Genomic DNA, 21,124 nt, shown 5'->3' on the forward strand with positions numbered 1-21,124 from the left:
TTTTTTAATGGTAAATGACAGTAAGTCGGTATTTATAAAATACTTTCCAGCGTCAGTTCCATCATATCTTTAAAGGTATTTTCCCTTTCATCGGCAGTGGTTACTTCACCGGTTTTAATATGATCGCTTACCGTCAGTACGGTTAAGGCTTTTTTACCGTATTCGGCAGCAACACCGAATAAACCGGCCGCTTCCATTTCTACCGCCAGAATGCCGTATTTTTCCATTAAGGCAAACATCTCAGGGTTTGGCGTGTAGAAAAGATCCGCAGTAAAGACATTACCCACATGTACCGGCTTGTTTAATTTGTCAGCGGTATTGACGACTTTTTGCAGCAGGCCGAAATCGGCACAGGCGGCAAAATCACACTGGTTTAAACGGCTGCGGTTGACATTGGAGTCTGTGCTGGCGGCCATACCGATCACGATATCCCGTACCTTGATATCATCGCGTACCGCGCCACAGGAGCCGATACGGATAATGTTTTCTACGCCGTATTCTTTGTATAATTCGGTGGCATAGATAGAAATCGAAGGAATACCCATACCTGAGCCCATCACTGAGATTGCCTTGCCTTTGTAGGTACCGGTATAACCGAACATGTTACGCACCCGGGTCACGCATTTGGCGTCATCGAGAAAGTTTTCCGCAATAAATTTTGCTCTAAGCGGGTCGCCTGGCATTAATACTGTTTCGGCAAAGTCACCGGGTTTCGCTTCAATATGTGGTGTTGACATGAGAGTTAACCTTTTTAAATGTTAATGTCTCAGTAAGTTTCAAGCCTGTGCTATCAAGGGTGTTTTACTGAATTCTTGTTAATCTGCTATTTTTCTAACGATTGGTTAGCAAAGGGCAGACGGATAAGTTTAACTGAAAAACCTTTCGATGATCCAGCTGTATGTGACACTTCCAAGGTAAATGCCTAAAATACCGGCAATGCCGGAAATCGCCTGGGGGGCGGGTATGGGTAATTTCAGCAACGAAAACACTATGCCGATAAAAGTGCCGGCCGCCAGGGCGATCAGTATCTCAGTCATATAGCCTCCTTAATCAGTCCCACTTATTTTAGCTGATTCCTCCGTTGTTTTATGCGCAGATGATTTTTTATCGGTGATAAACACCAGTTTATTTTCTTTTTTACTAATATGTGTTGCTAATACCGGTTTAACCTTGATAGATTAGCTGCGGGATTAGCATTTAGGTGTCTAGACGTAAATAATTTATAGATTAAGTAATAAAGAGAAACAGCATGTTTTACCAAACCGACGATATTCGCATCAACAAAATCAAAGAGTTACTTCCCCCCGTTGCCTTGCTCGAACGATTTCCGGCCACAGAGCGGGCTTCAGAGTCGGTTTATGCCGGACGCGAAGCGATCCACAAGATATTTCAAAACCAGGACGACAGGTTATTGGTGGTCATCGGCCCCTGTTCCATTCATGATCCGAAAGCGGCACTGGAATATGGTCAGCGGCTGGTGAAATTAAGAGAAAAATACCAAGATACCCTGGAAGTGGTGATGCGGGTTTATTTTGAAAAACCCAGAACCACGGTGGGCTGGAAAGGGCTGATCAATGATCCCTATATGGATAACAGCTTTAAGCTTAACGACGGTCTGCGTCTAGGCCGTCAGCTGCTTGTTGATCTTAATAATATCGGCTTGCCCACCGCCGGTGAGTTTTTAGATATGATCACCCCGCAGTATATGGCAGATCTGATGTGCTGGGGCGCAATAGGGGCACGGACTACTGAGTCTCAGGTTCACCGTGAGCTGGCCTCGGGCTTGTCTTGCCCGGTAGGATTTAAAAACGGCACCGACGGTACCATTAAAATCGCCATCGATGCCATAGGCGCTGCCAGCGCTCCGCATCATTTCTTGTCGGTCACTAAATACGGCCATTCGGCCATTGTCGAAACCACAGGTAACCAGGATTGCCATATTATTTTACGCGGCGGTAAACAGCCGAACTATGACAGAGGAAGCGTAAAATCGGTTACCGACCAGTTAAGTGCTGCCGGGCTGGTTAACAATATTATGATAGATTTCAGCCATGCCAACAGCTTGAAGCAGTTTGAAAACCAAATGCTGGTTTGCCAGGATGTCTGCGGGCAGATAGCTCAGGGAAATCAGTCTATTTTTGGTGTGATGGTGGAAAGCAACCTGATTGAAGGCCGCCAGGATCTGGTGGAAGGGCAGGAGCTGACTTACGGGCAAAGTGTCACCGATGCCTGTATCGGCTGGAACGACAGTGAAAAATTATTAGCGCAGCTAAGTGAAGCGGTGACGAAACGCCGGGAGAACCGTTAATTCTTGGCTATGATGGGCCGAGTGATGTTTTTCGCAGAGTGAATCCTTTCTGTTGTTTCAAAGCTATATGACCGCAGGATAAATATTTCCATATAAGAAAAAACCAGCAACAAGTTGCTGGTTTTTTTATGTTCAGGATGAACGGCCAACTTACAGGTTCCAGACGTAAGTTAAGTACCTACATCCCTATAGGCAATGCTGTGGTGACATGGATGCCATACACAGCTTTGTTCACCTAATTAAAAGAAATTAACCTTGAACTCTGCACCCACAAAGCGGCCTTCGTTAACAATACCGGTATTGTTATTAAAGTCGACACCGCCAATGACCACTTGCTCATCGGTAATATTACGTGCGAACAGGGCAACTTCATAGTCGTTATCGGCGCCAGACCAGGCATAACCGGTGCGCAGGCCGCCTTCTAACAGCGATTTTCCTTCAAATTCAACGGACTTGTACAGGAAGAAATCAACTTCGCTGCGATATGACCAGTCGGTGTAGATGAATATTTCACCGTCGCCAAGCTCACGGGCGTAACGGGCGGTAAAGTTAGCGATCCACTCAGGTGCATGTGGCAGGCTGTTGCCGTCGATCACGGCGCGTCCGTCACTGTTGATAGGGTCGGTAACTGTACATTGGGCACATACCGCGATGGATAAGTCGTTATCGTTGATTTCGGTGTTGTTATAACTGATGTTACCTGTTACCAGCAGGTTTTCGGTAACAACAAACTCGGCATCAAGTTCAAAACCGTAGCCTGTGGTTTCTTCGGCATTGACTAAGCGGTTGAAGTTGGCATCACCACCAACAGCCGTCAGTTGCTGATCATCCATGGTATAGTAGAAAACCGAGCCGTTGATGCGGCCGCGGCCGTCCATGACGTCGGTTTTTAAACCGGTTTCAAATGAGGTGATGGTTTCCGAGTCGGCAACGGTGACTTCATCACCGAATAAGATACGACCCTGGATACTTGGCGCGCGGAAGCTGTTGGCAATACGGCCAAACCAGTTGATATCATCGCTGACTTTATAGTTGGCGCTGATATCCCAGCTGACATGGGAGTCATCGGGATTGGCTTCACCTTTCATATAATCAGGAGAGCCGTTCCACGGTGTCGGGTTGGTAAAACGCTCGGCAACAAACTCTTTGTCGTCGGCAGAATAACGCAGGCCTGTGGTGATTTTCAGATCATCAGATAGCTGGTAATCCATAGAGCCAAATAATGCCCAGGCACGGGTTTCCTGATCCTGCACGGCATAGCCGTTAATCGCACTGTTCTCTGCGGTATTGTAGCTCAGGCTCTCAATAGTCAAGTCTTCCATATAATAGAAGAAACCGGCCTGGAAGTTCATAGGGCCGTCATAAAGACTGGTGACACGAAATTCCTGGGTGATTTGCTTATGATCCGGGATAGCATCGGCACTTTCAGCAGAAAATGGAATAAAGCCAGGTCCGTCAGGGTTACCGCCATCAACATCGGCGCGGGAGAAAATTTCCGCACTTTCATAACCTGTGATTGAGGTATAGACGTATTCATCTGAAGTGTATTCCAGCTTCAAGCTGCCGCCGTTGGTTTCCACATCTTGAGTGGCAAATCGTGCCGCATCCTGATAAACCGTTTCATCGTCAAAACCTTTGCGGATGTTATTGGTGCCGGCTTCTATCAGGTTGGCATTAAAAACAATCGGCTTGGCTTCCAAGTCGCGGAAATGGTAATTCAATAAGGCAGTGAAATCGCCGTCTTCCCAAAGAAACTGGACGCGACCTGCGGTTTCATCATAGCCGCCAAGCACATTATTGTCTTCATAACCCGGGGCTTCGTTATCAATATAATCGTCACGTTTTTGTTTTAACAAGGAAACACGGGTTGATAATTTATCGGTTAAACCAAAACCGACGGCACCTTTAAAGTCCTGGGTATTGTGAGTACCGTAGGAATAAGACATGAAACCGTCAAAATCCTGGGTTGGTTTTTTTGAGTCGAACTTAACAAGACCTGCCGGGGTATTACGGCCGAACAGGGTGCCTTGCGGGCCGCGCAGCACTTCAACACGTTCTACATCAAAAACCGGGAAACCTTTTAAGATTGGGTTTTCCTGTACGACTTCATCAACTACCAGAGAAACCGGCTGTGAACCGTTCAGATCGAAGTCAGTGTTACCTAAGCCACGTACATAAAAACGCGGGAAGGTACGGCCAAACGAAGACTCAATGGAAAGGCTTGGGATTTTAGCACTCATAAAACGGATATCCATACCCGCTGAGCTGTAGACATCGAGCATTTCACCCTGCATGGCAGAAACAGACACAGGCACTTCCTGCACGTTCTCTACCCGCTTACGTGCGGTGACCTCGATAACTTCCAATTTCATGTCTTGTGCTTCTTCTGCACTGGCGATGGCCGATGTACCTAAACTACCGGCGATTAATGCTGCGTGGACACACAGAAAGACCGGTGACTTCTTTATGGTTTTCATTTTTATCTCCCTAGATAAACGATGTTGTCATAGTTGTCTAATGTTATTGTTGTTACATCTTTGCCAGGGCGGTCTGTCAACGGCCATGGCAAAAGCTTTGCGATTCCTTTTTGCGTTTTTTCACTGATAGGCTAATCAGTGTTGCTTTTTTGATAAAAAAAGCGCAAAAAAAAGGTGAAGCCATAAAATGGTTTCACCTTTTAAATTCTTGTCACTACTGACGAATATTTGCTAAGAACGATTTGCCGTATGCCATTTTTTCTAAATCAAACATGTCGGCAATGGTTTGACCTAAATCGGCAAAAGTACTGCGCTCTCCCAGCGGTACCGAGGGCATACCTTTAGCATAAGCTATTACAGGCACATACTCCCGGGTATGGTCATTGCCTTGCCAGGTAGGGTCACAGCCGTGGTCTGAAGTTAAAAACAGGATATCGTCATCGCGCAGCTGCTGGTAGATATCTTCTAATCTGACATCTAAGTATTCCAGCGCTTCGCCATAACCGACGGGGTCGCGTCTGTGGCCAAAGTCCTGATCGAAATTCACCAGGTTGGTAAAGATAATGCTGTTTTCATCCGCGCTTTCGAGATGACTTATCGTGGCATCAATCAGCGCCGGCAAGCCACTGGCCTTGGTTTTTTCTGTGATCCCCTGGTGGGCAAAGATATCGGCAATTTTACCGACACTGATCACATTGCCTTTTTCGGCCATCTTATCCAGTACCGTCGGTGCCGGCGGTAAAACGGAATAATCGCGGCGGTTACCGGTGCGTTCAAAGTCTTCGCTGTTGGTGCCGACAAAGGGGCGGGCAATGACCCGGCCGATATTCATGTCTTCGAGTACTTCACGGACATCTTCACAATATTTATAGAGGTTATCTAAACCAAAGTGCTCTTCATGGGCGGCGATCTGAAAGACGCTGTCCGCCGAGGTATAACAAATCGGGGTACCGGTGCGGATATGCTCTTCGCCTAAATCGGCGATAATGTTGGTGCCGGAAGCATGGCAATTACCCAATATGGCTGGAATACCGGTTTTTTGATAAATCTTTTCCAGCAAGTCTTGCGGGAAGCTGTTTTCTTTATCGCGGAAATAACCCCAGTCAAACAAGACCGGCACGCCGGCCATTTCCCAGTGACCACTGGGAGTATCTTTACCTGTGCTGATCTCTGCGGCATAACCGTAGGCGCCTTTGCTCGGCGCTTCACCTTTATAAGGGAAGCTGCGACTAGATGCCTGCTCACATGCCTTTACTAAACCAAGGGCGGCAAGGTTAGGAATATTTAACGGTACGCCTTTTTCTTGAAAATACGCATCGGCAAGGTTGGCAAACGTATTTGCCGAAACATCACCAAACTGCTCTGCGTCAGGGGCACTGCCAAGACCAAAACCATCCACAACTAAAATAATTGCTCGAGCCACTCAATTCTCCAAAAGATAAAAACACGCCAAATAGCGCGATAAATCAACACAGCGGGCTAAAAAACAGCCAAAGCCTGTTAATTCAGGTACTACAGGGCATTATGATAACACTTTTATCGACTTTCGATAAACATTAATCATATAAGATATTTAAAACTTGACACAACTGTCAAGTTTTAAATATCTTATAAACACACAATTAATCACCCATTGATTTTTTAGATGGGATTACTTGACAAAAGTTTAAAAAACGGCACAGGGGAATTTTCCCTTGCACTTGCCTTTCGGTGAAACTTTGCTTTTCTTAAATTAGAGACGGGCAAGCTTGAACATGAGTCAATAAAACAAAGTGCGCACTGGCGCCAATAAGTAATTGAACTTTCAAGTATTTGATGGAAATCAAGCATGACAGACAACACAATCCGCTTTCTCCTTAATGATGAACTCATCATCTTGGAAAATATCGATCCCAATTTAACCGTACTGCAATACCTGAGGGACATTCGTTTTCAGTCCGGCACCAAGGAGGGCTGTGCCTCCGGCGACTGCGGCGCCTGTACCGTGGTGCTCGCCGAACTGGCAGGAGAAGAGTTTAACGAACTCAACTATAAATCCGCCAATGCCTGTATTTTATTTGTCGGCAGTTTGCACGGCAAGCAATTGATCACGGTAGAACACTTAAAAGAGGGCGAAGCCTTGCACCCGGTGCAGCAGGCCATTGTCGATTTTCACGGCTCCCAATGCGGCTTTTGTACCCCGGGTTTTGTAATGTCTTCTTTTGCTTTGCATAAAGCGGTGAGTAGTCCGGACCGGGCTCAAGTGGTGGAAGCTTTGGCGGGCAATTTATGCCGCTGTACCGGTTACCGTTCTATCATAGATGCGGCTATGGCTTCCAGCGCAGATGCCGCTCCCGACAGTTTTGCCCGTCATTACCATCAAACGGTTGCCGAACTTAAAAAAATCCATTTACAATCTGAAGCACAGCTTAGCGCATCCGGACACCATTTCTATTCACCGACCAACATCGACCAGCTTGCCAACTACCTGTTAGCGCACCCCAAAGCTACCTTGCTTGGCGGCGGTACCGATCTGGCTTTAAGTGTTACCCAGCAGCTTAATACCATAGATAAGCTGGTATATTTGGGCAATGTTAAAGAGCTTAATGGCCTGAGAGAAACCGAAGAGAGTATTATCGTCGGCTCAGCTGTGCCTTACAGCCTGTTCACCCCGTTACTACATCAGCAATATCCAGAGCTTGGCGAGATGATTGAGCGTATCGGTTCTACCCAAATCCGCAATAACGGTACCCTGGGCGGCAATATCGGCAATGCTTCTCCTATCGGTGATATGCCGCCGGCGTTAATTGCTTTAGGGGCCACCATGACCCTCAGGTGCGGTAACAGTACCCGGGAAATGCCGGTTGAAGATTACTTTAAAGGTTATAAGGTCACAGATCTTGCCGAGTCCGAATTTATCCAGGATATCACCATTCCCAAGGCTAAAGCCGGCCAGGAGTGCAAAGTGTATAAGATTTCTAAGCGTATTGATGATGATATCTCCGCGGTATTGGCGGCGATCTCCATCGAAATAGAGCAAGATAGTGTGAAAAATGTGTCAATCGCTTATGGCGGTATGGCCGCGATTCCTCAAAGGGCGGCTGCCTGTGAAGCAGCCTTAAAAGGCCAGCCGTGGACGCAAACGAGCATAGATGCGGCGAAACAGGCGTTAACGCAAGACTTCCAGCCAATGTCCGATGTCCGTGCCTCCGATAAATACCGTATGACAGTAGCGCAGAATATTTTACAGAAATGTTTTTTTGAGCTGCAAAACCGCCATGTTGAAACAAGAGTAGTGAATTATGCGTAGTCTTAAAAAAGTTGAGCAACAAAGCGCCCGGGAAAGTATTCAAGACCCGGGCATGGGCGGCGTTGGCCGCAGCAAAAAACATGAAAGTGCCGACAAACATGTCTCCGGCGAAGCGGTTTATATTGACGACAGGCCGGAATTGCGCGGCCAGTTACATGCCGCGGTAGGCCAAAGCCAGTTTGCCCGTGCCCGTATTAAAAGCATGGATTTAAGCGCGGTTAAAGCCGCCGAAGGGGTCAAAGCGGTGATCACCGTTAAAGATGTGCCCGGCCATGTCGATATCGGGCCTGTTTTCCCCGGTGATCCCGTGTTGGCGTTAGACGAGGTGGAATACCTGGGACAACCGCTATTTGCGGTGGCGGCCACCAGCCATGATCTGGCGCGTAAAGCTGCCTTGCTTGCCAAAGTAGAATATGAAGAATTAGAGCCGGTATTAACGGTTAAAGATGCCCTGGCTAAACAACATTTTGTCCGTCCGCCTTTTACCATGCAAAGAGGGGATTCGGCAGCAGCTATCGACTCGGCAAAACATGTGTTAAGCGGCGAGATCAGTGTTGGCGGTCAGGAGCATTTTTATCTTGAAGGCCAGGTATCCACCGCCGAGCCGACAGAAGATGGCGGCATGACGATATTTTCCTCTTCCCAGCATCCCAGTGAAGTGCAGAAGCTGGTGGCGGAAGTTCTGGATGTGCCCCTTAATAAAATCACCGTCGATACCCGGCGCATGGGGGGCGGTTTCGGTGGCAAAGAAACCCAGGCAGCCCCATGGGCCTGTATCGCCGCCTTGCTGGCGAATAAGTGTCAATTGCCGGTGAAAATGAAATTAAGCCGCAGCGACGACATGTGTTTAACCGGTAAACGTCATCCTTTTGAAAACAACTATCAGGTCGGTTTTGACGACAGTGGCCGTATCCAGGGCATAGATATTACCGTGAACGGCAATTGCGGTTATTCCCCGGATCTTTCCGATGCCATTGTCGACCGGGCCATGTTCCATTCCGATAATGCCTATTATCTGGATAATGCCACCGTGACCGGCAACCGCTGTAAAACCAATACCGTTTCCCACACCGCTTATCGCGGTTTTGGCGGCCCGCAGGGCATGATGACCATAGAAATGGTAATGGATGATATCGCCCGTCATTTAGGTAAAGATCCGCTGGAAATCCGTAAAATCAACCTTTACGGTCACGGCGAGCGTAATATTACCCACTATCATCAAACGGTAGAGCACAACAATCTGGATAAGCTGATCGACTCCCTGGAGCAAAGCAGCGACTACCAGGCCCGCCGTAAGCAAATCAGCGAATTTAACAAGGAAAATACCATACTGAAAAAAGGTATTGCCTTAACGCCGGTAAAATTCGGCATTTCCTTTACCGTGCAGCACCTTAACCAGGCAGGTGCCCTGGTGCATATTTATACCGACGGTACTATCCATTTAAACCATGGCGGTACCGAAATGGGGCAGGGGCTGTTTACTAAGGTGGCGCAAATTGTTGCCGAAGAATTCCAGGTGGATGTTGATACCATAGGGGTATCGGCAACCCGTACCGATAAGGTACCTAATACCTCGCCGACGGCAGCGTCATCCGGTACCGACTTAAACGGTAAAGCGGCGCAAAATGCCGCCATCACCTTGAAAAAACGTTTGGTTGACTTTGCCGCCGAACATTTCAATGTTGAAACAGAGCAGGTGATATTTGCCGATAACCAGGTGCATATCGGCGCAGAAGTCGGCAAGAAGACCATGGCATTTGCCGAGCTTATTCAGCTGGCCTATATGAACCGGGTATCGCTATCTTCTACCGGCTATTATAAAACCCCGAAAATTCATTTTGACCGTGAAACCGCCAAGGGCCGACCGTTTTTCTATTATGCCAACGGCGCCGCAGTCTCTGAGGTCTTGATCGATACCCTGACCGGCGAATACAAGCTGCTGCGCGCCGATATTTTGCATGATGTCGGTAAGTCGTTGAACCCCAGCATTGATATCGGGCAAATCGAAGGGGCCTTTATCCAGGGCATGGGCTGGTTAACCACGGAAGAGCTGATGTGGAACGATAAGGGACGTTTGCTCAGCAATAACCCGGCAACCTACAAAATCCCTGCCATCAGCGATGCGCCGGTAGACTTTAATGTTGCCTTATTGCCGGACGATCCCAACAAAGAGCACACGGTTTACAATTCTAAAGCCGTGGGCGAGCCGCCGTTTATGCTGGGGATCAGTGTCTGGTCGGCGATTAAAGATGCCGTTGCCAGTGTTGCCGACTATCAAGTCAGTCCTAAGTTAAATACCCCGGCGACCCCGGAAAAAGTGTTGTGGGCGGTGCAGGATATGCAAAAAGCCGCACTTGATAAGAGCGGGGCCTAAGATCATGAACACCAACTGGGTGAATGCCCTGCATCAGTTAAATCAGCAGGGTGAAGCTTATGTGCTGGTTACCCTGGTTGGGGTATCGGGCTCGACGCCGCGTAACAGCGGCACAAAAATGGTGATCACCGCCGATAATATCTACGACACCATAGGCGGCGGTCATTTAGAGCATAAAACCATTGCCCATGCCCATAAAATGTTGGCCAGCGGTGAGGAAACTCAGCAATTAGAGCATTTTCAGCTTGGCACGCATCTCGGGCAATGCTGCGGCGGCACCGCCAGCGTTTTATTTGAATACTTTGCCGCCAGTACGGTGAATATCATGCTTTTTGGCGCCGGTCATGTCGGCAAGGCGTTGGTGAAAATCCTCTCGGCTTTGCCGTGCAAAGTGCATTGGGTGGACAGCCGCGAGCAGGAATTCCCAGCCGCGGGCGAGATGAAAAATTACCATAATGTCAATCAGGTAATGAGCGAATTCCCCTGTGATGAAATTGCGGCTATGCCCGCCAATAGTTATTACATTGTGATGACCCATAACCACCAGCTGGATTTTGAATTGTGCCAGTCGGTACTGGCACGGCAAGATTTTCGTTATCTTGGCCTGATCGCATCCGATACCAAATGGCGCAGGTTCCAGCAAAGGTTCAAGCACAGGGAAATTGATCAGCAGCAGGTTGCCCGTATGAATTGCCCGATAGGCCTGAGTGCCGTGCCGGGCAAAACCCCGATGGAGGTGGCGGTGTCGATCGCGGCTGAGGTGATTGGTCTTTACCATCAAAAGAACCAGGAAAACATCGAGCAACAAAGCTCGGGAGCTAAAGCCGAAAAAGCACCTGCAGCGAAAAAAGCCTCTTCCCAGCAGGGAGTACATTGGAAAGAGCTAAAACAGCTGCTCTTGGTTGAAGATGATAAAGATAACAGCTAAGACTCAACAGGCGGTATCACTGCTTTGGTAGATATGTCGTTAAATTATATCCCGGTCACCATAAATGAAGCGACTTTTCAGGATATGAAGGAAAGAGCGTGCTTGGCCGAGTGGAGAAAACCTATGTCCGCGCCGAGCTGGTCTACCGCGATGATGAATTTGTCGCAGCCCCTGTAGGGCGCCCGCTGATTAAGTAACCAAGGCGGATAAAAAAAGAAGCAGCCTTTGGCTTTTATGCAGGCAGGGGCAGTAATTAATTGAGAAAATGGAAATAAATAATGACTAAAAATGAAGAGTTAACTCAGCATTACAATACCCACTATGTCGATCTTGCCAGCGAGCGCATCGGCGGTGAAACCCTGGCCTGTAGCGATGATTTTTTTGCCGAAATGGAAAACCTGCTAAAACCCGGACGCGGCATTTTTATTGACGATAAATACACAGAGCGCGGCAAGTGGATGGACGGCTGGGAATCCCGTCGCAGCTACGGTCGTGATAACGGCAGGGAGTACGACTGGTGTATCATTCGTTTAGGTATCCCGGGTGTTATTTATGGCCTGGATGTCGATACTAACTTCTTCAGGGGCAATGCCCCGCAAACCGTTTCTGTGGAAGGGTGTGTCAGTGAAGGGCAGCCGGATGTCTCGACCCAGTGGCAAACCATTTTATCTCAAAGTCCGGTAGAGGCTCATAGCCAGAATTTCTTTGAAATCGACCCAAGTGCAACCGCCAATACTGCCTGGACCCATGTGCGCTTGAATATCTTCCCCGACGGCGGTGTCGCCCGTTTCAGGGTTTACGGGCAAGCCCAGGTGAACTGGAGCGAGTTTGTTGACGGTGAATTAATCGATCTGGCCTACATTAAAAACGGCGGCAAGGCGCTTTTGGTCAGCGACATGTTTTTCAGTGATAAAAACAATTTGATCATGCCGGGACGCGGTAAAGACATGGGAGATGGCTGGGAAACCAAACGCCGTCGTGATCCGGGTCCCGACTGGTCGATTATCAAGCTGGCGGCGAAAGGTAATGTGCAAAAGGTGATCATAGATACCCATCACTTTAAAGGTAATTTCCCGGATCACTTCACCCTCGAAGGTACGGTTTCTGACAGCGATGATTTCACTTCAGGTGAAAACGTCAGCTGGCAGCCGATTATCGAAAAAACCAAATTATACGCCCACCGCGAGCACTTGTTTTTAAAAGAAATTGTCGCGGATAAGGCCCAGGCCTTTACCCATGTGCGCCTAAATATTTTCCCCGACGGCGGTGTCAGCCGGATGCGGGTATTTGGCCACCGTGTCGATAAGTAACCGGGCAACAGTGAGCAGGAGTAGTTAAGTGACTTTACAAGAATTAAATTTGTTGCCCGAAAGTGATGCCAGCCATGCGTTTATGCAATGTTGCACCGCAAGTACCTGGGTTAAGGCCATGGTGCAAAGCCGGCCGTTTGCAGATGAAGCGGCGTTATACCAGGCGGCGGATCAGCATTGGCAAGGGCTGAGTGAAAGCGATTATCTGGAAGCCTTCGAAGGCCATCCTAAAATCGGTGACGTTAACAGCCTCAGGGCCAAATACGCCAATACCAAAGCCCTGGCCAGCGGCGAGCAAAGTGCGGTCAATGTCGCGTCCGAGCAGGTATTAAATGACCTTGCCAAAGGCAACAGCGATTATGAAACCAAGTTTGGTTTTATTTTTATTGTCTGTGCTACAGGCAAAAGCGCCGAACAGATGCTGGCGTTATTGCAGGCGCGCCTGCCCAATGAACGGGCGCAGGAATTAGCCAATGCCGCTGAAGAGCAGCGGAAAATTTTTCACCTGCGCTTAGACAAGTGCTTAGATAAAGTTTAGGGAAATCAATATGAGCCAAATTACCACCCATGTTTTAGATACCACCCGGGGCAAGCCGGGCGCAGAGATCCCGATCACTTTATATCAGCAAACAGCAGACGGCTGGCAACAGCTCGCCAGCGGCGTCACCAATGATGACGGCCGTATTGCCGGATTATTAGCAGATGAGCGTATTCTGGATGCCGGTATTTACCGTATGCATTTTGATACCAATGCTTATTTCGAGCGCATGGGCGATAAAGGTTTTTATCCTTATGTCGATATTGTTTTTGAATTAAGTGCCGGCGGCGATCATTACCATATTCCGTTGTTGCTGACGGCTTATGGTTACTCCACCTACCGCGGCAGTTAACGGCAACAGTTAAAGTTGGAAAATGAGTTGGGAAATATGACTGAACAAATCGTGCCTAAGATCTTAACCAGTGAAGCCTTTGCCCCTTTTGGCGATGTGATTGAAGTGGATGAGGACAGGCAGCATTTTACCATCAATGACGGCTTTACCGAGCGTTATCATGATTTGGCCACCGTGGATGTGGAGAAAAATAACGGTCGGACCCTGATTAATATTTTTCGCTCGACGCCTTTAGTACAGCCTGTCGCGATTAAAATGATGGAGCGCCATCCGCTGTCCAGTCAGGCTTTTATTCCTCTGGGCAACGAGCCTTATTTAGTGGTGGTGGCTCCCAAGGGGGAGTTGGAGTTGAGTGCTATAGAGGTTTTTATCGCCCAAAGCAACCAGGGGGTAAATTACCATGCCGGTACCTGGCATCACTATTGTCTGGCATTGCACCAGCAAAGTGACTTTTTGGTGGTTGACAGGGGTGGTGAAGGGGACAACTGCGATGTGGTTGAACTCGACGGCAGTAAAATGATAGCAACGCAGAGCAAAGCGTAAAAGTTGAGGCGATATAAGCTGTGCTGCGAGGACATTCGGCCGGGTTATATTGAATAATTCTATCTTCATCCAAAAATTAAGGCACAGGCCGGGATGAGAATCTTATAGAGAATAAAGTGTTATGTTAAAAGTTTATCGTGGTGAAATCTTACACTTTTTGGCGGATCCCGCCAAAGTGGCACTTGAGCAAAGTTACCAGCACTTTGCCGACGGTCTGCTGGTGATTGAAGACGGCAAGGTAAAACAGCTGGGGGAGGCATCAAACCTGCTAGCGACTTTACCGGGCGGTGTTGAAGTGACCCATTATCAAAACGGCCTGATCATGCCGGGGTTTATTGATACCCATATCCATTATCCGCAAACGGAAATGATCGCTTCATATGGCGAGCAGCTGCTTGAATGGCTGGAAAATTATACCTTCCCGGCAGAAAGGCGCTTTGAAGATGAAGCCTATGCCAAAGATGTGGCCGAGTTTTTCCTGGATCAGTTGCTTGATGCCGGCACCACTACCGCCCTGGTATTTGGCACCGTACATAAACAGTCGGTGGATGCCTTTTTTACCGTGGCACAACAGAAAAAACTACGTATGATCTGCGGTAAGGTGTTAATGGACAGAAACTGTCCGGACTTTTTAACCGATACCGCCGAAACCGGTTTTAACGACAGTAAAGCCTTAATCGAAAAATGGCACAATACCGACCGGCTGCAATATGCGGTGACGCCAAGATTTGCCCCTACCAGTACCCGTGAGCAGCTGGATAAAGCCGGGGAATTGCTCTCCCTGTATCCTGATGTCTATATGCATACCCACCTTTGTGAAAACAAAAAGGAAATTGAATGGGTGCAGGCGCTATTCCCGGAAAGTAAGGGTTACCTGGATGTTTACGATCAAAGCAATCTGCTGGGCCGACGCAGTGTTTTTGCCCACGGCGTACATTTACACGACGAAGAATGCCAGCGCCTGAGTGATACCGGCTCGGCGATTGCTTTTTGTCCTACTTCCAATTTATTCCTCGGCAGCGGTTTGTTTAACTTGAAACAGGCCGAAGAATACGATGTCAATGTCGGCATGGGGACAGATGTCGGTGCCGGCACCAGCTTTTCCATCCTGCACAGCCTGAACGAAGCCTATAAAATCCAGCAGCTCAGGGGAGAGAAACTAACGCCGTTTAAATCTTTCTATCTCTCTACTTTAGGAGGCGCGGTGGCGCTGGACCTGGAAGATAAGATAGGGAATTTAGCACCAGGCAAAGAAGCCGACTTTATCGTACTTGATTATCATGCCACGCCGCTGATGCAGCGCCGTATGAAACAGTGCAAAACCCTGCATGAAAAGCTCTTTGTACTGAGCATGTTAGGGGATGAACGTAGCGTCTGCGCAACCCATATTCTCGGAGAGAGGGTTTAGGCGCAGCGAGAGATAAATCCCGGGTGTATCACCCGGGTAAGGTCACCTGGCAGCCACAGGCAAAAAATATAACGATAAGCCCGGTGACAGTATTTATTTAAAACTCAAATGATAGGAAGTTTATGGATCCGTATATTACTGAATGGCTCAACCTTATCTTGCGCTTTGCCCATTTAATCACGGGTATCGCCTGGATCGGCGCATCGTTTTATTTTGTCTGGCTGGACAACCACCTGGAAAAGCCGCCGGCGTGGAAAGAAGAAAAAGGCATCAAGGGAGATCTCTGGGCCATACATGGCGGCGGGTTTTATGAAGTAGCCAAATACAAGCTGGCGCCGCCGCAAATGCCGCAAACCCTGCACTGGTTTAAGTGGGAAGCCTATACCACCTGGATCACGGGTTTCTTATTATTGTCCCTGATGTTTTATGTCGGCGCTGAGTCTTACCTTATCGACAAAAGGGTGGCGGATTTAACGCAAATGCAGGCGGTTGCCATTGGTCTTGGCTCAATAGTTTTCGGTGTCGGCTGTTATGAAGTGATGGTACGTACCAAATTAAGAGAACACGGCCTGTTGTTGGGTATCTTGTTGTTGGCCCTGGCCACGGCCTTATCTTATGGCCTGACCCAAGTATTTAGTGCCCGTGGCGCTTATATCCATATGGGCGCCATTATCGGCACTATTATGGCGGGCAATGTGTTTTTCGGCATCATGCCTTCCCAGCGTGCGCTGGTAAAAGCCGTAGAAGAGGGCACCAGCCCGGATCCCGCCTACGGCCTTAATGCCAAGGTACGCTCGACCCACAATACTTATACCACCTTGCCGATCTTATTTATGATGATCAGCAACCATTATCCTATCACCTATAACCATGAGTATAACTGGCTGATTTTAGTAGCGGTGATAGTGATCACTGCGGTGATCCGCCAGTTCTTTGTCCTGCGTCATTTCGGTACCAATAAACCGGCATTGTTGGCAGGCGCTGCGGCGGCCATTGCGGTACTGGCGTATCTGATCGCGCCGAAAAACCTGGAGCCGAGTGCGGAGCAACTGCAGCAGGGGGTTGATATCACTAAGGTGAATACCATCATACAAAGCCGGTGCGTGACTTGTCACAGCGTCAGTCCCAGCGATGATGTCTTCAAGGCGGCCCCGGGAGGCGTGATGTTTGATGATCTTAACGCTATCCAGCAATGGGCGCCACGGATCAAGGCCCGGACCATAGATGCCCCGGATATGCCCTTTATGAATAAAACCCAGATGACCCAGGACGAGCGCGAGTACCTGGCATTATGGATTGCCAAAGGAGCGCCTATTCACTAGGCACTTACCGGATAAGAGCTGGATAAGCGTCAGGAAAAACGGCCTGGGTTATAAATTGAAGCGGGTCATGAAAAGAATAAGGTACAGAAACTATGCAAACCAATACAGTTAACCGTGTTATCAAACACGGCTATAAAATCCACCCGGCATTATTCGAACTGGTGGAGCAGGAAGTCTTGCCGGGGCTAGGGCTGGATAATGAAAGCTTCTGGCACGCTTTTAGTGATATTTTGTCGGATTTTATCCCGCAAAATCGCGAGCTCCTGGAAAAAAGGGCCAGTTTGCAACAGCAAATAGATGACTGGCACCGTAATCATAAAGACTTTAACGCCAGTGCTTACCGGGCCTTTTTAACGGATATCGGCTATATCGTGCCTGAAGGGGAAGACTTTAGCATTACCACGGCTAATGTTGATGCGGAAGTGGCTACCATCGCCGGACCGCAACTGGTTGTGCCGCTGATGAATGCCAGGTATGCCCTCAACGCCGCCAATGCCCGCTGGGGCAGCTTATATGATGCCCTGTACGGCACGGATGTGATTGATGAGTCCGATGGCGCTGAACGCAGCGGCGGTTATAATGCCCGCCGCGGCGATAAAGTGATCGCTTTTGCCCGGGACTTTCTTGATAAAACCTTGCCGCTCGTTAGCGGCAGCCATAAGCACACCCAAAATTACTATGTTGAAAACCAAAGGCTGGTGGCGGTACTCGCCGACGGCGAACATAGCCATTTGGCGGATGAAAGCCAGTTTGTCGGTTTTAACGGTGAGCAAAGCAAACCTGCCTCTGTATTATGTCAAAACCATGGCCTGCATATAGAGATCCAGTTTGATGATCATCACCTGATCGGTAAAACCGACAATGCCGGTATCAAAGACATTATCCTGGAATCGGCGTTAAGCACAATACAGGATTGTGAAGACTCGATTGCCGCCGTTGACGGCGAAGATAAAACCGCGGTTTACCGCAACTGGCTTGGCCTGATGCGGGGCAATTTAAGTGAAACCCTGGAAAAAAATGGCCGTCAGTTAACCCGGACCTTAAACGGTGATCGCCATTATCTTGATGCCCGCGGCGAAGCGCTCGTATTGCCGGGGCGCAGTTTGCAATTTATCCGCAACGTCGGCCACTTGATGACCACGGATGCGGTACTGACCAGTGACGATAATGAGGTGCCGGAAGGCCTGGTGGACGGCATGATCACCAGTTTGATTTCCCTGCACGATCTTAACGGCAACTCGGCTTTTAAAAACTCACGCCACGGCAGTATCTATATCGTAAAGCCTAAGATGCACGGCCCGGATGAAGTTGCCTTTACCTGCCGGTTATTTTCCCGCATCGAGCAGGCACTTGGCCTTGAGGAAAATACCATTAAAGTGGGGATCATGGACGAGGAGCGCCGCACTTCCGTAAACTTAAAGGAATGTATCCGCGCGGCGAAAACCCGCCTTGCCTTTATCAATACCGGCTTTTTAGACAGAACCGGTGATGAAATCCACACCGGCATGCTGGCGGGTCCTATGGCGCGTAAAGAGCTGATGAAGGATGAGAAATGGATCTCTGCCTATGAAAACAGAAATGTCCGCATAGGCCTGGCGGCCGGGCTGAAGGGCAAAGCGCAAATCGGCAAGGGTATGTGGGCGGTGCCGGATCAAATGGCCAATATGCTCAATACCAAAGTCGGCCACCCGTTATCCGGGGCAAACTGTGCCTGGGTGCCGTCACCGACTGCCGCCACTTTGCATGTGATGCATTATCACCAGGTCGATGTTGCCAAGGTGCAGCAACAACTGATGCAGCAAGCGGCAAAAGATGATTTAGGCGATTTGCTGACCTTGCCGTTATTGGCGGATCCCAAAAGCTTAACTGCAGATGAGATACAGGCGGAGCTGGATAATAATGTCCAGGGCTTGCTTGGTTATGTGGTGCGCTGGGTGGACCTGGGGATCGGCTGCTCTAAGGTGCCGGATATTGATGATATCGGCCGTATGGAAGACAGGGCGACGTTAAGAATCTCCAGCCAGCATATTTGTAACTGGTTAGCGCATAATATCTTAGATGAAGCACAAGTGATGGCATCCCTTAAACGTATGGCCCAAGTGGTCGACGGGCAAAATGCCGGCGACGATGCTTATACCAATATGGCGCCGAATTTTGAGAACAGCATTGCTTTTCAGGCGGCCTGCGATTTGATCTTTAAAGGTAAAGAACAGCCGAGCGGTTACACCGAGCCTTTACTGCACCAAAGCCGACGTCAGGTTAAAGCGAAATAGATCAAAAAAATACACGGCAATCTTTGTATAATAGCCACTAAGCTCGCCCCTGTGGCGGGTTTAGTGTGCTATTGCTTGCCAGGGCAAAGAAAACTTTGCCATTTACCTGGTTCACCCCTTTAAAAACCGGCGATTGCACCTATATACTAATCAATTGCTATATTAAGGAGTTATTGCGTTGTCATCAGCCAAGTCACAAGACGGTAATATCAGGCAAAAAAACAAAGCCCTGATTTTAACTGCGGCGAAAAAAGAATTTGTCACTTACGGGTTTAAAGGGGCATCGATTAAACGTATTGCCGAGCGCGCCAATATTCCCAGAACCAATATTCATTATTACTACAAGAATAAAATCGATCTCTACCAGCAACTGCTTAATGATATCCTGGAAACCTGGAACCAAAGATTTGATACCTTGACGGCAGAAGATAATGCCAAAGAGGCGTTAACCGCCTATATTCGTGCCAAGGTGATGTACTCAAAAACCGATCCCGATGCCTCTCGTATTTTTGCCAGTGAAATTATTCATGGCGCCCCGCATTTAAAACCATATCTTGCTAAAGAGTTTAAAGAATGGGTACAGGGAAAAACTGCGGTGATCCAGTCCTGGATAGATCAGGGACAAATTAATGCGGTTAATCCCTACCATTTGCTTTTTTTGATCTGGGGGGCAAGTCAGCATTATGCCGACTTTAATGTCCAGGTCTTATCCGCCATGGATAAACAGGAGATGTCCAACGATGATTATGAAGATGTTGTGACTTCACTGACCTCGATTATCCTGTGTGGGTGCGGCATCAAATAACGGTGGAAAATGGCAGCTTCTGCCGCCATGAAAAAATAGCAGCGTCAGTTTGCACTCAAGGTATACTTAAATACATTGAGTACAATAAAAAGTAAAGGAGCAAGTCATGTCGCAGATGATTGATTTTTTAACTAAGATGCCCAAGGCCGAGTTACATCTTCATATTGAAGGCAGTTTAGAGCCTGAATTGATGTTTGCACTGGCGCAGCGTAATAATATTCCTTTACCTTATGCCAGCCTTGATGATGTCAGGCGGGCCTATCAGTTTGAAAACCTCCAGGACTTTCTCGATATTTATTATGCCAGCGCGGCGGTACTGATAACGGAGCAGGACTTTTACGATCTGACCTGGGCCTACCTGGAAAAATGCGCCGAACAAAATGTTGTCCACAGCGAGATCTTTTTTGATCCGCAAACCCATACCCAAAGAGGGATCAGCTTTAAAACCGTGATTAACGGCATTAGCAGGGCACTGGCGGACGGCAAAACGCAGCTTGGCATCAGCAGCTTGCTGATCATGTGTTTTTTGCGTCATCTTAGCGCCGAAGAGGCAATGCAGACCTTGGTTGAGGCCGGTCCTTATATAGGGCAACTTGCCGGTGTCGGGCTGGACTCTTCTGAGCTCGGCCATCCGCCGGAGAAGTTTAGCCAAGTTTTTGCCATGGCATCCGAAATGGGCCTGCCCGCGGTTGCCCATGCCGGCGAAGAAGGCCCGGCAGAGTATATCTGGAATGCCCTGAAACTACTGAAAGTAAAACGTATCGATCATGGCGTCAGGTGTGTGGATGACCCTGAGCTGGTCGCTGTACTACGTGATAATCATATTCCGCTAACCGTTTGTCCGCTCTCTAATACTAAGCTCAAGGTTTTTGAGCAGATGTCGCAGCATAATATTCTTGAGTTACTTGATAAGGGACTTAATGTAACGGTTAATTCCGATGATCCCGCTTATTTTGGCGGTTATGTGAATGAGAATTTTGTTGCCTTATATCAGGGACTGGCTATGACCCAGGCCCAGGCGGTTAAGCTGGCGCAAAACAGCTTTAACGCCAGTTTCCTGGAAAATGAAGAAAAACAGGCGTTATTAACCCGGCTGGATGATTTTGTCGCCCGATGGCCGTCCTCTGACTAAGGGGGGGGTTATTGAGGGGCAAAGTTTCCGGCAACTTCACAAAGAGGTTAACTTTCAGCACTTTG

General features: G+C 48.4%; 17 protein-coding genes. 13 read left to right on the top strand and 4 right to left on the bottom strand.

Translation table 11 applies throughout. The annotated features are described in order from the left end of the window. Window positions 1-32: 32 nt before the first annotated feature. Both deoD and SG35_RS12335 read right to left on the bottom strand, forming a co-directional pair. Entirely contained in the window at window positions 33-737 is a 705-nt protein-coding gene (gene deoD, locus SG35_RS12330) for a purine-nucleoside phosphorylase (RefSeq protein WP_044835189.1), read from the bottom strand. Window positions 738-866: 129 nt separating this feature from the next. Continuing rightward, window positions 867-1,037, bottom strand: coding sequence for a XapX domain-containing protein (locus tag SG35_RS12335; RefSeq protein ID WP_044835188.1), 171 nt, complete (start codon window positions 1,035-1,037; stop codon window positions 867-869). Window positions 1,038-1,249: 212 nt separating this feature from the next. On the opposite strand from SG35_RS12335, the gene aroG reads away from it, so the two are divergent. After that, on the top strand, window positions 1,250-2,308 hold the full coding sequence (gene aroG / locus SG35_RS12340; protein ID WP_044835187.1) for a 3-deoxy-7-phosphoheptulonate synthase AroG: 1,059 nt from the start codon (window positions 1,250-1,252) through the stop codon (window positions 2,306-2,308). 239 nt (window positions 2,309-2,547) lie between these two features. Here aroG and SG35_RS12345 read toward each other — a convergent pair whose 3' ends face one another. Both SG35_RS12345 and SG35_RS12350 read right to left on the bottom strand, forming a co-directional pair. Beyond that, window positions 2,548-4,785 (bottom strand): TonB-dependent receptor, encoded by a 2,238-nt coding sequence (locus SG35_RS12345; RefSeq protein WP_044835186.1) that lies wholly within the window; start codon window positions 4,783-4,785, stop codon window positions 2,548-2,550. Between the two features lie 214 nt (window positions 4,786-4,999). Continuing rightward, the gene (locus tag SG35_RS12350) at window positions 5,000-6,208 is read right to left on the bottom strand and encodes a phosphopentomutase (protein ID WP_044835185.1); all 1,209 of its coding nucleotides are present in this window, start codon (window positions 6,206-6,208) and stop codon (window positions 5,000-5,002) included. A gap of 405 nt (window positions 6,209-6,613) precedes the next feature. On the opposite strand from SG35_RS12350, the gene xdhA reads away from it, so the two are divergent. The 12 genes from xdhA (at window position 6,614) to SG35_RS12410 (ending at window position 21,059) form a co-directional block, all read left to right on the top strand. Beyond that, window positions 6,614-8,074 (top strand): xanthine dehydrogenase small subunit, encoded by a 1,461-nt coding sequence (xdhA, locus tag SG35_RS12355; RefSeq protein ID WP_044835184.1) that lies wholly within the window; start codon window positions 6,614-6,616, stop codon window positions 8,072-8,074. 52 nt (window positions 8,075-8,126) lie between these two features. Then, the gene (gene xdhB / locus SG35_RS12360; RefSeq protein WP_420794566.1) at window positions 8,127-10,448 is read left to right on the top strand and encodes a xanthine dehydrogenase molybdopterin binding subunit; all 2,322 of its coding nucleotides are present in this window, start codon (window positions 8,127-8,129) and stop codon (window positions 10,446-10,448) included. A 4-nt stretch (window positions 10,449-10,452) separates the two neighbouring features. Beyond that, the gene (gene xdhC / locus SG35_RS12365) at window positions 10,453-11,376 is read left to right on the top strand and encodes a xanthine dehydrogenase accessory protein XdhC (protein ID WP_044835183.1); all 924 of its coding nucleotides are present in this window, start codon (window positions 10,453-10,455) and stop codon (window positions 11,374-11,376) included. Between the two features lie 278 nt (window positions 11,377-11,654). Further along, complete coding sequence (gene alc, locus SG35_RS12370) at window positions 11,655-12,686, top strand: allantoicase (RefSeq protein ID WP_044835182.1); 1,032 nt, start codon at window positions 11,655-11,657, stop codon at window positions 12,684-12,686. A 28-nt stretch (window positions 12,687-12,714) separates the two neighbouring features. Next, a complete protein-coding gene (gene uraD, locus SG35_RS12375) occupies window positions 12,715-13,224 on the top strand; it encodes a 2-oxo-4-hydroxy-4-carboxy-5-ureidoimidazoline decarboxylase (RefSeq protein WP_044835181.1) in 510 nt (169 codons plus the stop codon). Window positions 13,225-13,234: 10 nt separating this feature from the next. Next, window positions 13,235-13,576 (top strand): hydroxyisourate hydrolase, encoded by a 342-nt coding sequence (uraH, locus tag SG35_RS12380; protein WP_044835180.1) that lies wholly within the window; start codon window positions 13,235-13,237, stop codon window positions 13,574-13,576. 36 nt (window positions 13,577-13,612) lie between these two features. Further along, window positions 13,613-14,119, top strand: coding sequence for an ureidoglycolate lyase (locus SG35_RS12385; protein WP_044835179.1), 507 nt, complete (start codon window positions 13,613-13,615; stop codon window positions 14,117-14,119). A 121-nt stretch (window positions 14,120-14,240) separates the two neighbouring features. Then, on the top strand, window positions 14,241-15,527 hold the full coding sequence (gene guaD / locus SG35_RS12390; protein ID WP_044835178.1) for a guanine deaminase: 1,287 nt from the start codon (window positions 14,241-14,243) through the stop codon (window positions 15,525-15,527). 122 nt (window positions 15,528-15,649) lie between these two features. Beyond that, on the top strand, window positions 15,650-16,849 hold the full coding sequence (locus SG35_RS12395) for a urate hydroxylase PuuD (protein WP_044835177.1): 1,200 nt from the start codon (window positions 15,650-15,652) through the stop codon (window positions 16,847-16,849). Window positions 16,850-16,941: 92 nt separating this feature from the next. After that, window positions 16,942-19,122: a malate synthase G gene (locus SG35_RS12400; RefSeq protein WP_044835176.1), complete on the top strand. Its 2,181-nt coding sequence runs from the start codon at window positions 16,942-16,944 to the stop codon at window positions 19,120-19,122. Between the two features lie 178 nt (window positions 19,123-19,300). Beyond that, entirely contained in the window at window positions 19,301-19,927 is a 627-nt protein-coding gene (locus SG35_RS12405) for a TetR/AcrR family transcriptional regulator (RefSeq protein WP_044835175.1), read from the top strand. 115 nt (window positions 19,928-20,042) lie between these two features. After that, window positions 20,043-21,059 carry an adenosine deaminase gene (locus tag SG35_RS12410; protein ID WP_044835205.1) on the top strand — a complete coding sequence of 339 codons (1,017 nt, stop codon included), beginning with the start codon at window positions 20,043-20,045 and terminating at the stop codon, window positions 21,057-21,059. The last annotated feature ends 65 nt before the right edge of the window (window positions 21,060-21,124 follow it).

The sequence above is a fragment of the Thalassomonas actiniarum genome (assembly GCF_000948975.2).
GTDB lineage: Bacteria > Pseudomonadota > Gammaproteobacteria > Enterobacterales > Alteromonadaceae > Thalassomonas > Thalassomonas actiniarum.

Coding starts and splice junctions, on each gene's coding strand:
- SG35_RS12410 (WP_044835205.1), top strand. CDS start 20,043: ATGATTGATTTTTTAACTAAGATGCCCAAGGCCGAGTTACATCTTCAT.
- alc (WP_044835182.1), top strand. CDS start 11,655: ATGACTAAAAATGAAGAGTTAACTCAGCATTACAATACCCACTATGTC.
- SG35_RS12345 (WP_044835186.1), bottom strand. CDS start 4,785: ATGAAAACCATAAAGAAGTCACCGGTCTTTCTGTGTGTCCACGCAGCA.
- SG35_RS12335 (WP_044835188.1), bottom strand. CDS start 1,037: ATGACTGAGATACTGATCGCCCTGGCGGCCGGCACTTTTATCGGCATA.
- xdhC (WP_044835183.1), top strand. CDS start 10,453: ATGAACACCAACTGGGTGAATGCCCTGCATCAGTTAAATCAGCAGGGT.
- xdhA (WP_044835184.1), top strand. CDS start 6,614: ATGACAGACAACACAATCCGCTTTCTCCTTAATGATGAACTCATCATC.
- guaD (WP_044835178.1), top strand. CDS start 14,241: ATGTTAAAAGTTTATCGTGGTGAAATCTTACACTTTTTGGCGGATCCC.
- deoD (WP_044835189.1), bottom strand. CDS start 737: ATGTCAACACCACATATTGAAGCGAAACCCGGTGACTTTGCCGAAACA.
- SG35_RS12400 (WP_044835176.1), top strand. CDS start 16,942: ATGCAAACCAATACAGTTAACCGTGTTATCAAACACGGCTATAAAATC.
- aroG (WP_044835187.1), top strand. CDS start 1,250: ATGTTTTACCAAACCGACGATATTCGCATCAACAAAATCAAAGAGTTA.
- SG35_RS12395 (WP_044835177.1), top strand. CDS start 15,650: ATGGATCCGTATATTACTGAATGGCTCAACCTTATCTTGCGCTTTGCC.
- uraH (WP_044835180.1), top strand. CDS start 13,235: ATGAGCCAAATTACCACCCATGTTTTAGATACCACCCGGGGCAAGCCG.
- SG35_RS12385 (WP_044835179.1), top strand. CDS start 13,613: ATGACTGAACAAATCGTGCCTAAGATCTTAACCAGTGAAGCCTTTGCC.
- xdhB (WP_420794566.1), top strand. CDS start 8,127: ATGGGCGGCGTTGGCCGCAGCAAAAAACATGAAAGTGCCGACAAACAT.